The 13,211-nt window shown below is 70.6% G+C and carries 11 protein-coding genes; 5 read left to right on the top strand and 6 right to left on the bottom strand.

Going from position 1 to position 13,211, the window contains the following annotated elements; all coding sequences use genetic code 11:
- Nucleotides 1-3 precede the first annotated feature (3 nt).
- On the top strand, nt 4-1,143 hold the full coding sequence (locus ACZ6S0_RS12135; RefSeq protein ID WP_465915766.1) for a D-alanyl-D-alanine carboxypeptidase family protein: 1,140 nt from the start codon (nt 4-6) through the stop codon (nt 1,141-1,143).
- Here the strand turns inward: ACZ6S0_RS12135 and ACZ6S0_RS12130 are convergent.
- Complete coding sequence (locus ACZ6S0_RS12130; RefSeq protein WP_465915765.1) at nt 1,132-2,067, bottom strand: YihY/virulence factor BrkB family protein; 936 nt, start codon at nt 2,065-2,067, stop codon at nt 1,132-1,134. The two genes, ACZ6S0_RS12135 and ACZ6S0_RS12130, sit on opposite strands and share 12 nt — an antisense overlap.
- 305 nt (nt 2,068-2,372) lie before the next feature.
- On the opposite strand from ACZ6S0_RS12130, the gene ACZ6S0_RS12125 reads away from it, so the two are divergent.
- Together ACZ6S0_RS12125 and ACZ6S0_RS12120 are read left to right on the top strand one after the other, a co-directional pair.
- Nucleotides 2,373-3,563, top strand: coding sequence for a helix-turn-helix domain-containing protein (locus tag ACZ6S0_RS12125; RefSeq protein ID WP_465915764.1), 1,191 nt, complete (start codon nt 2,373-2,375; stop codon nt 3,561-3,563).
- A 124-nt stretch (nt 3,564-3,687) separates the two neighbouring features.
- Nucleotides 3,688-3,882 (top strand): hypothetical protein, encoded by a 195-nt coding sequence (locus tag ACZ6S0_RS12120; protein ID WP_465915763.1) that lies wholly within the window; start codon nt 3,688-3,690, stop codon nt 3,880-3,882.
- A gap of 68 nt (nt 3,883-3,950) precedes the next feature.
- Here the strand turns inward: ACZ6S0_RS12120 and trpS are convergent, their stop codons facing one another.
- On the bottom strand, nt 3,951-4,955 hold the full coding sequence (gene trpS / locus ACZ6S0_RS12115; RefSeq protein ID WP_465915762.1) for a tryptophan--tRNA ligase: 1,005 nt from the start codon (nt 4,953-4,955) through the stop codon (nt 3,951-3,953).
- A 14-nt stretch (nt 4,956-4,969) separates the two neighbouring features.
- Complete coding sequence (locus ACZ6S0_RS12110; RefSeq protein WP_465915761.1) at nt 4,970-6,283, bottom strand: hemolysin family protein; 1,314 nt, start codon at nt 6,281-6,283, stop codon at nt 4,970-4,972.
- A gap of 86 nt (nt 6,284-6,369) precedes the next feature.
- Between ACZ6S0_RS12110 and galE the strand changes: the two genes are divergently transcribed.
- A complete protein-coding gene (gene galE, locus ACZ6S0_RS12105) occupies nt 6,370-7,317 on the top strand; it encodes a UDP-glucose 4-epimerase GalE (protein ID WP_465915760.1) in 948 nt (315 codons plus the stop codon).
- 272 nt (nt 7,318-7,589) lie between these two features.
- Here the strand turns inward: galE and ACZ6S0_RS12100 are convergent, their stop codons facing one another.
- Nucleotides 7,590-8,588, bottom strand: a complete 999-nt coding sequence (locus tag ACZ6S0_RS12100; RefSeq protein ID WP_465915759.1) for a malate dehydrogenase — start codon at nt 8,586-8,588, stop codon at nt 7,590-7,592.
- Between the two features lie 58 nt (nt 8,589-8,646).
- On the bottom strand, nt 8,647-10,749 hold the full coding sequence (locus tag ACZ6S0_RS12095; RefSeq protein WP_465915758.1) for a serine/threonine-protein kinase: 2,103 nt from the start codon (nt 10,747-10,749) through the stop codon (nt 8,647-8,649).
- A 159-nt stretch (nt 10,750-10,908) separates the two neighbouring features.
- Between ACZ6S0_RS12095 and ACZ6S0_RS12090 the strand changes: the two genes are divergently transcribed.
- Nucleotides 10,909-12,048, top strand: coding sequence for a saccharopine dehydrogenase family protein (locus tag ACZ6S0_RS12090; protein WP_465915757.1), 1,140 nt, complete (start codon nt 10,909-10,911; stop codon nt 12,046-12,048).
- A 21-nt stretch (nt 12,049-12,069) separates the two neighbouring features.
- Here the strand turns inward: ACZ6S0_RS12090 and ACZ6S0_RS12085 are convergent, their stop codons facing one another.
- Nucleotides 12,070-13,098 (bottom strand): polysaccharide deacetylase family protein, encoded by a 1,029-nt coding sequence (locus tag ACZ6S0_RS12085; RefSeq protein ID WP_465915756.1) that lies wholly within the window; start codon nt 13,096-13,098, stop codon nt 12,070-12,072.
- Nucleotides 13,099-13,211: the final 113 nt, after the last annotated feature.

Here is a 13,211-nt window from a genome sequence, read left to right as displayed (position 1 = left end):
GCCATGTGGACGAAACTCGTGCCGGTCACGGCACTCATCGCCTCGGTCACGCTCACCGGCGCGACCGCACACGCCGAACCGACGACGCCGGTCGGCGGCAAGGCGCTGGGCAGCCGCGGCCTGGTCGCCCCCGAAGGCGTCAAAAAGCCGCCCAAGAGCAAGGCTACTTCGTACGTCATCGCGGACGTCGACACGGGTCAGGTGCTCGCCGCGAAGGACGCGCACGGGCGTTACCTGCCCGCCAGCACGCTCAAGACGCTGACCGCGCTCACGCTCATCCAGAAGCTCGACAAGGAGCGCAAGGTCCGGCCCAGCCAGAACGCCTGCAACCAGGAGGGCAGCGCGGTCGGGCTGACGCCCAAGGTGACGTACAAGGTCGAGGACCTGTTCAAGGCGCTGATGATGTCGTCGGGCAACGACGCCGCCATGGCGCTGGCCGAGACGAACGGCGGCGTCCCCAAGACCATGAGTGACATGAACGCCGAGGCCAAGCGGCTGCAGGCGTACGACACCGTGGCCAAGACGCCCAGCGGGCTGGACGAGCCAGGACAGAGCAGCTCCGCGTACGACCTGGCGCTGATCGCCCGCGCCGGCCTGGCCAATCCCGACTTCAAGCGCTACATCAGCACGAAGACCGCCAAGTTCCCGGCGCCCAAGGGCCACTACGAGATCAGCAACCACAACAAGCTGCTCTGGCGCTACGAGGGCATGGTCGGCGTCAAGAACGGCTACACGACCAAGGCCCAGGCCAGCTTCGTCGGCGCGGCCACCCGCGGCGGCCACACGATCGTGGTGAGCATCATGCGGCACGAGGGCTTCTTCTGGGACGAGGTGGCCTCGCTGCTCGACTGGGGCTTCTCGGTACGGGGCAAGGTCACCCCGGTCGGACAGCTCGTGGACCCGCTCCCGGCCGGCGGGTCGGCGGCGTCCCAGCAGCGTCCGGGGGGCACGCCCGCGCCTGGCGCGTCCGGCGGGGCCTCGGTCACGCCCGCCGCGCAGCCGCCGCTGCTCGGCGCCGCCGCCGCCAAGCAGACCGACGACACCAGGATGGTCGGCTCGCTGGTGATCGGCGGGGGGCTGCTGTTCGGGCTGCTCTGGCTCGGGTTCGGCATCCGCCGCAGACGCCGCCGCTCAAGCACCTGACGGCGGTGACGGCGGGAGCGGTGACGGGGACGGTGGCGGGCCGAGACCGGCGGTCGCCGTCCAGGCGGCCACGAAGAGCACGAGCCTGGCCGAGAAGTTGATCCAGACGAGCAGCCCGACGATCACGGCGAACGTGCCGTAGAGCGGGTTGCCCAGCGTGGTCGCCAGCAGCAGCGTCGCCACCTGCTTGAGCACCCCGAACCCGAGCGCGCCCAGCAGCGCCCCCTTGGCGATCACCCGGAACGGCCGGAGCGCCCCGGCCACCCAGCCCAGCAGGATCACGAACAGCACCCAGTCGGCCCCCACGCTCGCCGCGACCCCCAGCGCACGAAGCCCCAGGTTGCCCAGCACGGACCCGCCGCCGAGCACGACGTCCATGACCTTGTCCGTGGCGGTCGTGGCGAACCCGGCGACCAGCACGGAGCTGATCGCCGTCACGCCGAGCAGGATCAGCGAGGCCAGGTCGCGCAGCTTGCCGAGCACGAAGCCGAACGGCGGCGCGGTGGTCATCGACATCTCGCGCAGCGCCCCGCGCAGGACGTCGAGCGCGCCGAGCCCGGCGTAGAGGAGGCCGAGCAGGCCGATGATCCCGGCGGTCTCCTTGGTCCTGGCGATGTTCTCGAGGGGGAGCTGGGCCGCGATGCCCGGCAGTCGTTCCTCGATGGCCGTCTGCAGGGCGTGCCGGGTGGTCTCGCTGGTCGCCACCATGAACCCGAGCACCGCGTACGACAGCGCCACCAGCGGGAAGAACGAGAGGAACGCGAAGTAGGTCACCGCACCCGCCAGCCGGTCACCCGACTGGACCTCGTAGCGCCGGACCGCTCTGAGCAGATGGTCGAGCGACGGCCTGCGGACCCGCCAGCGCTCCAGCCCGGCACGGCCCCAGGCCCTCACCGACGCGACGCGTTCCGTCAAGCTCGCCATCACACCCACTTCCCGGGGACCTCCTACCCTGAGCCAGGAACGACGATCACGACGTCGCCCGGCCGTGGTGGCGCGACCGCCCGCCGCGCCCGGCGCGGCGTCATCTGTCGGCCGGGGTCCGAGGGGACGGGCTGTTCACGCCAATGGTCTGACCGGAAATGCGAGCAACGCTCGGATTGCCTGCTCTGTCAGCAACTCTCCGCTCCCCTCCTCGTACTCTCTGAGCAGGGCGGAAACCAGTACAGGCGGACTTCGAGAGCCCTAGCCTGTGGGGTGTTGCGACCGATCCAGGAGGCGTCAGGCCCATGGCCGAAATCAGCACCGGGCAGATGGTCAGGCTTCAGCGCGAGCGGCGGGGCATGAGCACCACCGCGCTGGCCACACAGTCCGGCTGCACCCCCAGGCACATCGAGCTGATCGAGCACGGCAAGCGAACCCCCTCACTCCCCCTCCTGCGGGAGATCGCCAAAGTGCTCGGCGTGCGTACCGCGGTGCTGTTAGGAGAGACCCCGCGCGACTCCCACGAGCCCAGCAGGCCGCAGATCAGCGACATCGAGCGGGCCCTGTTCACGTGCCGTTCGCTGGTGACCGACATCGAGCCGCCCGACGCCGACCAGCTCGCCGAACGGGTGACGGCCGCGCGCAACGCCTGGTTCACCTCGGCCCGGCGCTACTCGATCCTCATGAGCGCGCTGCCGTCGCTGATCACCGGCGCCGAGAGCCTGGCGCTGGCGCCCACGCCGCGGGCCCTCATCGTGGCGACGGACGCGTACCTGCTGGCCAGGGGGGTGCTGAAGCACCTGCGGCGGGTGGACCTGGCCCACCTCGCGGCCGACCGGGCGATGCGCTTCGCCGAGGAGTCGGCCGACCCGCTGATGATCGCGTGGGCGCACTGGAACCTGGGGCAGTCGATGCTGTCCGACGACATGCACCAGATCGCCTACGATGTCGCGCGGCGCGGCCTCGAATTCCTGGAGCCGCATGTCAGGGACGGCGACGACCGCCACATCAAGGCGCTCGGCGCGCTGCACCTGCTCGCCGCGATCGCCGAGGCCCGCATGGGCGACGACGACCAGGCCAAGGAGCGGGTACGCGGCCCCGCCGCCCGGCTCGCCGAACGCGTCCAGGACGGCTCGGACGTCTACGACCTGGCCTTCTTCGGCCCCACCAACGTCGCCATCCACATGGCCAGCATCGAGAACGACACCGGCCACCCCGAGGCGGTGCTGCACATCGCCGACGACATCGACCTGCGTCGCACGCCGTCCATCGAGCGGCGCACCACGCACCTCGCCCAGGTGGCCCGCGCCTGCGAGGACCTCGGCGACGACGCCGCCAGCCTGCTCCACCTGCTGCGCATCGAGCGGGAGAGCCCTGAGGAGCTGGACCACAAGCTGCTGCTGCGGGAGATGGTCAGGTCGCTGGCGCGGCGGGCACGGCCGTCGTGGGCCCCCGAGGTGCGCCATCTCGCCGAACGGCACGACATCCCCATCTGAGCCCCGCGTGCGAGCACCCCACCGGAGCCGCCCCGTGGGCGAACTCAGAGTTCGGGCGCGGCGAACATGGAGTTCCTGCGCCCGAGTTCGTCACACTCAGGCATCTGGATGCCACTCTGCGTTCATGACCAGAGCGCCCAGTGCTGAGTTCGTCATGGAACGTCTGATGGAGGAGGCCACCCGCGAGTTCCCTGGGTGGTCCTTCGAACGAGACCGTTCCGGCTGGACGGCCGTCCACGACAAGACCCGGCTCACCAGGCCCAGCCTGGCGGCCCTGCGCGCCATCCTGCGCGTGCACCGGGTGACCCGCGGGAGCTGAGCGGGACCACCGAGGCGAGAAGGGCCGGACACGCCCCGAGGCGTGCCCGGCCCACGAACCTCGGGACGTCAGAGCCTGGGCAGGAAGCCCACCCTGTCGCGCACCTGCGCCATGGTCTCCCTGGCCACCGCCGACGCGCGCTCGGCGCCGATCGCCAGCAGGCGGTCGAGCTCGGCCTCGTCGGACAGCAGCTTCTCCGTGCGCTCCCGGATCGGCGAGAACGCCTCGACCACGGCCTCCGCCACGTCCTTCTTGAACGTGCCGTAGCCCTGCCCCTCGTAGCGGGTCACCAGCTCGGGGATGGACGTGCCGGTCAGCGCGGACTGGATGCGCAGCAGGTTGGAGATGCCGGGCTTGTTCTCCTCGTCGAAGAGCACCTCGGAGCCGGTGTCGGTGACCGCCCGCATGACCTTCTTGCGCAGCGGCCCTGGCTGCTCCAGCACGTCGAGGATGCCCGCCGGGCTGGAGGACGACTTCGACATCTTCGCCGTCGGGTCCTGGAGGTCGGTGATCTTCTCGACCTCCTTGAGGATGTACGGCTCCGGCAGCGTGAACGTGTCACCGAACCGGTGGTTGAAGCGCTGGCCCAGGTCGCGCGTGAGCTCGAGGTGCTGCTTCTGGTCGGCCCCGACCGGCACCCGATCGGCCTGGTAGATCAGGATGTCGGCGGCCTGCAGGATCGGGTAGGTGAACAGGCCGACGCTGGCCGCGCTCTCCCCGAACTTGGCCGACTTGTCCTTGAACTGGGTCATCCTGGCCGCCTCGCCCATGCCGGTGAGGCAGATCAGGATCCAGGCCAGCTCGGTGTGCTCGCGTACGTGCGACTGCACGAAGACGGTGGACCGCTCGGGGTCGAGCCCGGCGGCGAAGAGCTGGGCCGCGGCGACACGACTGCGGCGGCGCAGCGCGGCGGGCTCGGTCGGCACCGTGATCGCGTGCAGATCGACCACGCAGTAGAACGCGTCGTGGGTCTCCTGCAGGGTGACCCACTGGCGGACCGCACCCAGGTAGTTGCCCAGGTGGAAGGAGTCTGCCGTGGGCTGGATGCCGGAGAGTACACGAGGTCTGGCCATAGCTGGCAATTGTGTCAGGAATCCAGCTCGGGGGGCGACTCGACGACCGGACGGCGTTTCACCCTGACCCTGGCGATCCGCCGGCCGTCCAGCTCGGTCACGGTCAGCTCGAAGCCGGAGAACTCCACCCGCTCCCCCACCGCGGGCACGTGCCCCAGCATGGCCATGACGAAGCCCGCCAGCGTCTCGTAGGGGCCGTCGGGCAGGCGGATGCCGGTCTCGGTGGCGAAGTCGTTGAGGTTCGTCAGGCCGTCGATCTCGATCTCGCCCGCGGGCAGGACGACGACGTCCTCCTCGACGTCGTACTCGTCCCTGATGTCGCCGATCAGCTCTTCGACGAGGTCCTCCATGGTGACGATGCCGGCCGTGCCGCCGTACTCGTCGACCACGATTGCCAGGTGCTGGCCCTCGTCGCGCATCTCGTTGAGCGTGCTGAGCAGGCGTTTGGAGGCGGGCACGAACTTGGCGGCCCGGATCGGGACGACCGCGCTCATCGGCTCGGTACGCCCGGCCAGCTCCGGCGCCAGCAGGTCGCGTACGTGCACGAAGCCCACCACCTCGTCGTACGACTCGCGGTAGACCGGGAAGCGGGAGTGCGGGAGCGCGGCGGCCAGCCGGGCGGCCTGGTCCAGCGGCGTGTCGGCCTCCATGAACTCCACCTCCGTACGCGGCAGCATCACCTCCCTGAGCTGCCGCTTCCCGGCGGCGAAGACCTCGCCGATGAGCTTGCGCTCGTCGGCGGTCAGGTCGGTGTGCCCGACCACCATGTCGCGCAGCTCCTCGGTGGTGACCTCCTCCCTGTCGGCCGCCGGGTTGCCGCCGAGCAGCCTGACCACGCCGTCGGTGGACTTGGACAACATCCAGATGATCGGCCGCGACAGAGAGGCGATCCGGTCGAGGAACGGGGCCACGAACAGCGAGAGCCCCTCGGCCCGCTGCAACGCCAGCCGCTTGGGCGCCAGTTCCCCGAGCACCAGCGACACGTACGAGATCGCCAGCGTCACGAGCACGAGCGCGAGCACGGGCGCCACGCCCCTCGGCACCCCCCAGTGCTCCAGCGCGGGCGTGAACTGCGCGCCCAGCCGGTCGGCGCCGAAGGCGGCCGACAGCATGGTGGCCACGGTCACGCCGATCTGCACGGCCGACAGGAACCTGTTGGGGTCGCGGGCCAGCTTGGCCACGCGCTCGCCGCGCCGGCCGCGCCGCGAGAGCTTGCGGACCTGGCTCTCCCGCAGGGAGACCATCGCCATCTCGGCGGCGGCGAAGAAGCCCCCGATCAGAATGAACAGCAGGACCAGGGCGATGTTCGCCGCGAGGGTGTCAAACATGGTGGTTGGCAGCGTACTCGTGGGTTTTCCCGCGTATGCTGAACGGCAAGCCGTACAAAATCAAACATATTTACACAGGAGTACACATGAAGCTCTTGGTCACCGGAGGGGCCGGGTACATCGGCAGTGTGGTCGCGGCCCAGCTCATCGAGGCCGGGCACGAAGTGACCGTACTCGACGACCTGTCGACCGGGCATAAGGACGCCGTGCCGGAGGGCGCCAGGTTCGTCCGAGCGGGCATCACCGAGGCGGGGCAGGCGCTCGACGGCGTGCACGCGGTGCTGCACTTCGCGGCCAAGTCGCTGGTGGGCGAGTCGGTGCAGCAGCCGGACCTCTACTGGGCCAACAACCTGGGCGGCACGCTGGCGCTGCTCGACGCGATGCGCGAGCACGGGGTGGACCGGATCGTGTTCTCCTCGACGGCGGCCACGTACGGCGAGCCGGAGCGCTCCCCGATCGAGGAGGGCGACCCGACCCGGCCGACCAACCCGTACGGCGCCACCAAGCTGGCCGTGGACACCGCGCTCAGCGCGTACGCCGGGCAGCGCGGCCTGGGCGCGGTGAGCCTGCGCTACTTCAACGTGGCCGGCGCCTACGGCCGCTACCGCGAGCGGCACACCGTCGAGACCCACCTCATCCCGAACGTGCTCAAGGTCGCGACCGGCGAGCGCGAGTCGGTGAGCGTGTTCGGCACCGACTACCCCACGCCCGACGGCAGCTGCGTCCGCGACTACATCCACGTCGCCGACCTGGCCAGGGCCCATCTGCTGGCCCTGGAGGCCACCACGCCCGGCGAGCACAAGGTCTACAACCTGGGCAACGGCACCGGCTTCTCCGTGCAGGAGGTGATCTCGGTCTGCCGCGAGGTCACCGGGCACGAGATCCCGGCCGTGGTCGGCGACCGGCGTCCCGGCGATCCGGCCGTGCTGGTGGCCTCGTCCGCCAGGATCCAGCGCGACCTGGGGTGGAAGGCCGAGCGGGCGTCGCTGCACGACATCGTTTCCGACGCCTGGGGAGCGCTTTCTGGCAAATGAGCCCTGCGGCGAGGAAATGTGTGCTGGGATACCGAAATGTGAGGAGCTTTTCACCAAGGGTCACGAAGCTGGGCTTCGGCGCGCTGATCGTGGTGGGCAGCCTCCTGGCCGCGGCCGGCGTGATCTTCGCGACCCCCCAGCCCGCGCCCGCCGGGCAACCGACGTCCTGCCCGCACGGGTTCCCAGGAGAGGCGACGCCGCACTGTCCAGAGGTGGCCCCATGAACGCCGACGCGCCCCCGCCTCGACGAGAGGGGGCGCGGAGCGGCGTGCTCAGATGAGGCCGAGGTCGCTGACCGCCTGGCGCTCCTCCTCCAGCTCGCGCACGCTGGCGTCGATGCGCTCGCGGGAGAAGGCGTCGATCTCGAGGCCCTGGATGATCTCGAACGTGCCGTTCGCCGCGCGTACCGGGAAGGACGAGATGAGGCCCTCGGGCACGCCGTAGGAGCCGTCGGAGACCACGGCCGCGGAGGTCCACTCGGTGCCGTTGACCCAGTCGTGGACGTGGTCGATCGCCGCGTTGGCGGCCGAGGCCGCCGAGGAGGCGCCGCGCGCCTCGATGATGGCGGCGCCGCGCTTGGCCACCGTCGGGATGAAGGTCTCACGCAGCCACTCGGCGTCGACCTGCTCGGCCGCGACCTTGCCGCCCACCTCCGCGTGGAACAGGTCGGGGTACTGGGTGGCGGAGTGGTTGCCCCAGATCGTCATCTTCTTGATCTCGGTGACCGGGACCTGGAGCTTGGCGGCGAGCTGGGACAGCGCGCGGTTGTGGTCGAGCCTGGTCATCGCGGTGAAGCGGTCGGCCGGCACGTCGGGCGCGTTCCGCTGGGCGATGAGCGCGTTGGTGTTGGCCGGGTTGCCCACGACCAGGACCTTGATGTCGTCGGCGGCGTGGTCGTTGATCGCCTTGCCCTGCGGGCCGAAGATCCCGCCGTTGGCGCCGAGCAGGTCGCCGCGCTCCATCCCGGCCTTCCGCGGCATCGCGCCGACCAGCAGCGCGACGTTCGCGCCGGCGAAGGCGACGGCGGGGTCGTCGGTGATCTCGATGCCGGACAGCAGCGGGAACGCGCAGTCGTCCAGCTCCATCGCCGTGCCCTCGGCCGCCTTCACCGCGGCGGGGATCTCCAGCAGCCTGAGCTTGACCGGTGTGTCGGCGCCGAGGAGCTGCCCCGACGCGATGCGGAACAGCAACGCGTAGCCGATCTGGCCGGCGGCTCCGGTGACGGTCACATTGACGGGCACCTTGACGGGCGCAGTGGCTGACGACGCCATGGCCTTCCCCTAACTCGCAGCGTGAATCATTGACGTTGGGGATGTTACCCGCATGTCATCAGCAATTTTCCATCGCGGGCACCTTCAGCTCCTCCTCGAAGTCCACGTTCCCGAACTGGCTGGTCAGCAGCTTCTGGACGGCCCCTGTGGCGTAGAGGTCGGCGATCACGCCGGACACCGCCTTGCAGGTCTTCACGTCGCCGTCCTTGATCCCGACCGCGTAGCGCTCGTTGGTGAGCCTGGCCCCGAGGATCTTGTAGCGGGCGTTCTCCCTGGCCGCGAACCCGGCCAGGATGAGGTCGTCGCCCGGCACCGCGTCCACCTCGCCGGACCTGAGCAGGTCCATGCAGGCGGCGTAGTCGCTGGCGGCGTACGGCTCGACCTTCACCCGGTCCTGGACCGCGCCGACCGACGGGCTGTTGGGCGCGCAGATCTTCTTGCCCTTCAGGTCGCCGAGCTTCTCCACGCCGCCGCCCGCCCGCACCAGGACGTCCTGGTGCGCCAGGTAGTAGGGCCCGGCGAACTGGATCTCGCTCTTGTCGATCGAGTAGGTGGCCACCACCAGGTCGACCAGGCCGTCCGCCAGGGAGGTGGCCCGGTCGTCGCGGCCCACCCTGACGAAGGAGACGTCCGTGGCCCCCAGCCCCTCCGCGATGCGTTTGGCGATCTCGACGTCGAAGCCCTGGAAGTCGTCGCCGTTCTGCAGCGCGACGCCCGGCAGGTCGCCCTTGACGCCGATCACGATCTTCCCGGTGCGGGCGACCTTGTCCACCACCGTCGCGAAGCTCGGCTCGGGCTCCACCGGGTCGGTGGTCGGGTCGACCATGCCGCCGAAGGTCACGGGACGCCAGCCGTTCACTAACAGCGTGATCACCGTGACGGCGGTCAGCACCAGCGCGGTCAGCAGCGTCAGCCACACCTTCAGCCGCCTGCGGCGCGCGGGGGCGCCGGACTCGGTCGCCGGGTACGGCACCCCGCCGGGCGGCGCCGTCGCGGCGGGATGGCCGGGGCCGCTCGGCCCCGTAGCGGTGTCCTGACCGGTCACGTGGTGCTCGACGGCCTGGTGCCCGGCCGTGTGGCCCGTCGTGTGCTGGCCGCCCGTCTGGTGGCCCGTCTGGTGGCCCGTCGCGGGCTGCCCGGTCGTACGGTGCTCCTGCGGGGCCCCGCCGCCCTGTCCGGCCGTCGCCCCGCCCGTGCCACCGGTCTGCGACGGCGACGGCGGCACCACGGACGAGCCCCGCCGGCCCGGCTGGTCGGTGATCGACCCGGCCGACACCCTGGTGAACGGCGTGGTGTCGTCACCGGCCAACTGGACGCCCCGGGTGAGCACCGCCGTGGAGGCGTTCACCGTGGACGACTGCCCCAGCAGCCGCAGCAGGATCTGGTCGGCGGAGGGCCGCTCGGCCGGCGACTTGGCCAGCGCGGAGCGCACCACGCTGCGCAGCGGCTCGTGCATCATGCCGACGTCGACCTCGTGGTTGAGGATCCGGTTGAGCACGACCGCGATCGACTTGCCCTCGAAGGCGACCGTCCCCGTGGCCGCGAAGGTGATGGTGGCGCCCCACGAGAACACGTCGGTGTAGGGGCCGATGTCGTCGCCGGCGATCTGCTCGGGCGCCATGTAGGCGGGGGTGCCGATCGCCCGGCTGGTGATCGTGCCGGTGGAGTCGATGATGCGGGCGATCCCGAAGTCGACCACGCGCGGCCCGTCGGCGGCGATCAGCACGTTGTCGGGCTTGAAGTCGCGATGCACGATCGAGGCGTGGTGGATCGCGGTGAGCGCGGTGGCGGTGCCGATGGCCAGCCGGTCGAGCACCGTGCCGGTGAGCGGCCCGTCGGTCTCGATGACCTCCCGCAGCGGCCGGCCGTCGATGTACTCGCTGGCGATGTACGGCGTGTCGCCGTCGAGATCGGCCTCCATGACCCGGGCGGTGCAGAACGACGCGACCCGCTGCGCCGCCTTCAGCTCTCGGGCGAAGCGCGACCTGGCGATCGTGTCACCGCTGAACTTGACGTGCAGGAGCTTGATCGCGGCCCGCTCATCCTGGTCGTTGACCCCCAGATAGACGATCCCCTGGCCGCCCTCCCCGATCCGTCCGGACAGCCGGAAGGACCCCAGCTCGGTGGGATCGCCGGTGACCAGCGGCGAGATCTGCGGCATACGTCATCCCCACGTGTACAGAACCCATCGACGCAAACTTTACGACGCTCAGCAACTTCTCAGGAATCGGTTGAGGCTTAGGCACGTCACGGGTTCGCCTCTTTCGGCGCCGGCACCGGGCACTTGCGCCCCCGGGACGCGAGCCGGGAGGCTCTGATCATGGATCGCCCCCACGACATCGTGCTCTTCGGCGCCACCGGGTTCACCGGCGCGCTCACGGCCGCCTACCTCGCCCGCGCGGCCGGTCCCGGCGCCCGGTGGGCGGTGGCCGGGCGCGACCGGGCCAAGCTCGAACGGCTGGTGGAGCGGCTCGGGCTGGACGTGCCGGTCCTGGTCGCCGACGCCGCCGACCCGGCCTCGCTGGCGGACCTCGCCCGCCGTACGCGGGTGCTGGCTACCACCGTCGGCCCGTACGTCCGGCACGGCGAGCCGCTCGTCGCCGCCTGCGCCGACGCGGGCACCCACTACCTCGACCTCACGGGCGAGCCCGAGTTCGTGGACCGCGTGTACGTCCGCCACCACGACCGGGCGGCGAGGAGCGGGGCCAAGCTCGTGCACGCCTGTGGCTTCGACTCCATCCCGTACGACCTCGGCGTCCTGTACACCGTCACCCGGCTCCCTGAGGGCGTCCCGCTCAAGGTCAGCGGCTTCGTACGGGGGAACGGGCGGCCGTCGGGCGGCACGCTGGCCACCGTGCTGTCCGCGCTCGGCCGTGCCCGGGAGACGGTGGGGCAGGGCACGCAGCGCCGTTCCGCCGAGCCCAGGCCCCGGGGACGCAGGGTCAGCTCCCTGCCCGGCGGCCTGCGTCACGTGGGCGGCTGGGCCCTGCCGATGCCCACCATCGACCCGCTGATCGTCGGCTACTCCGCCCGGCTGCTCGACCGCTACGGCCCCGACTTCACCTACCGGCAGCACTACGCGGTCCGTACCCTTCCCGCGGCGCTGGCGACGGTGGCCGGCGTGGGCCTGCTCGCGGCGCTCGCCCAGGTCCCGCCCGCGCGCCGCTGGGCCGAGGGCCGCCTCGGACCAGGCGAGGGTCCGTCGCAGGAGCGGCGGGCCAGGAACTGGTTCAAGGTCACGTTCCTGGGCGAGGGCGGGGGCGAGCGCGTGGTCACGGAGGTGGCGGGCGGCGACCCCGGCTACGACGAGTCGGCCAAGATGCTCGCCGAGTCGGCCCTCTGCCTGGCCTTCGACGCCGTCCCCGACCTGGCCGGGCAGCTCACGACGGCCTCGGCGATGGGACGGCCGCTGATCGACCGCCTGCACCGGGCGGGCCTGACCTTCGCCGACAAGCCCTGATCCCGCCCGGACGAGGCGCGCTCAGTAGGGCAGGCTCCACGTGGTGAACGCCTTACGCAGGTACGGGGCCTTGAACTTCGGATAGGCCACCGTGCGCACGTCGCCGTCGGACGTGTAACGCATGTCCGGGTTGTTCTTGAGCCAGTCCAGCCAGGCCTCCGAGCAGAACTGGGCGCAGTCGCCCTTCTTCTCCATGACCTTGATCCGCGGGATCCCCGCCGGGTCGAACGCCTTGCTGAACGGCGCCGCCGCGGGCGTGTAACCGGCCAGGAAGGCGCCCAGGTGGTGGTAGTCCTTGCCGCGCAGCGCCCAGTCCTTCTTGCTCGGCTGGTTGCCGTACGGCAGGGCGATGGTGGTGGGCTTGATGTAGGACAGGGCGGCGATCTCCTTGCCGATCGAGCCGATCTGCTCCTCGACCTCCTTCTCCGAGCGGCCGCGCAGGTTGAGGTGGTCGCGGGTGTGGTTGCCGATCTCGAAGCCGTTGTCCTTGAGCCAGAGCAGCGTCTGCGCCTGCTCCTCGCGGACGGTCTTGCCGAACATGTCGCGCGTCACGTAGAACGTGGCCTTCGGCTTCCAGCCCGGGTGCGCGGCGGCCACCTCCTTGAGTATCGCCACCGCGGTGTCCTTCTGCGGGACGCCCATCTCGTTCAGGGTGAGCTGGGACGGGGACGAGTCGTCGAACGTCAGCACCACGGGATGCTTCCCGGCCGGGATGTCGATCTTGCCGGCCACCATCTCGGCGGCGGTGATCGGCACGTAGTCCTCCCGGACCAGCCGCTCCAGGTCGGTCCTGAACTGCTGCGGCGACCGGTCGTCCGTCGTCTGCGGCTTGGCCACGATGCGGTGGAACATGAGCACCGGGATCTGCCCCAGCTCGTTCGCCTTGACGCTCGCGGCGGCCTTCACCTTGGCGGCGTGGGTCGCCTTGAGCCTGGCCGCGGCGTCGACCTTGTTGTCCGTCAGCTTGGCGGTGTCGGACTGAGAGCCGCAGCCCGTCAGGATGGCGGCGGTGGTGAGCGCCCCCAGCCCACTCAAAATTCGCAGTCGCATCCTAACCCCCCGAGACACGTACGACTGTTGCGAGGGGGCTCATACCCAGGTGATCAACTGTGCCACGCCGCGAGATCGTCAAGACATGGGAAAACGCCGCCGCAGCGGCCCTC

This window comes from Nonomuraea sp. NPDC051298 (genome assembly GCF_055586305.1).
Note: the sequence above shows the minus strand (reverse complement) of the source record. Positions and strands in the feature narration are given on the sequence as shown.

Bases quoted from the DNA above. Each gene is read 5' to 3' on its own strand.
- ACZ6S0_RS12095 (WP_465915758.1), bottom strand. From the start codon at position 10,749: ATGCCGCAGATCTCGCCGCTGGTCACCGGCGATCCCACCGAGCTGGGG.
- ACZ6S0_RS12135 (WP_465915766.1), top strand. From the start codon at position 4: ATGTGGACGAAACTCGTGCCGGTCACGGCACTCATCGCCTCGGTCACG.
- ACZ6S0_RS12130 (WP_465915765.1), bottom strand. From the start codon at position 2,067: ATGGCGAGCTTGACGGAACGCGTCGCGTCGGTGAGGGCCTGGGGCCGT.
- ACZ6S0_RS12100 (WP_465915759.1), bottom strand. From the start codon at position 8,588: ATGGCGTCGTCAGCCACTGCGCCCGTCAAGGTGCCCGTCAATGTGACC.
- trpS (WP_465915762.1), bottom strand. From the start codon at position 4,955: ATGGCCAGACCTCGTGTACTCTCCGGCATCCAGCCCACGGCAGACTCC.
- ACZ6S0_RS12110 (WP_465915761.1), bottom strand. From the start codon at position 6,283: ATGTTTGACACCCTCGCGGCGAACATCGCCCTGGTCCTGCTGTTCATT.
- ACZ6S0_RS12090 (WP_465915757.1), top strand. From the start codon at position 10,909: ATGGATCGCCCCCACGACATCGTGCTCTTCGGCGCCACCGGGTTCACC.
- ACZ6S0_RS12120 (WP_465915763.1), top strand. From the start codon at position 3,688: ATGACCAGAGCGCCCAGTGCTGAGTTCGTCATGGAACGTCTGATGGAG.
- ACZ6S0_RS12085 (WP_465915756.1), bottom strand. From the start codon at position 13,098: ATGCGACTGCGAATTTTGAGTGGGCTGGGGGCGCTCACCACCGCCGCC.
- galE (WP_465915760.1), top strand. From the start codon at position 6,370: ATGAAGCTCTTGGTCACCGGAGGGGCCGGGTACATCGGCAGTGTGGTC.
- ACZ6S0_RS12125 (WP_465915764.1), top strand. From the start codon at position 2,373: ATGGCCGAAATCAGCACCGGGCAGATGGTCAGGCTTCAGCGCGAGCGG.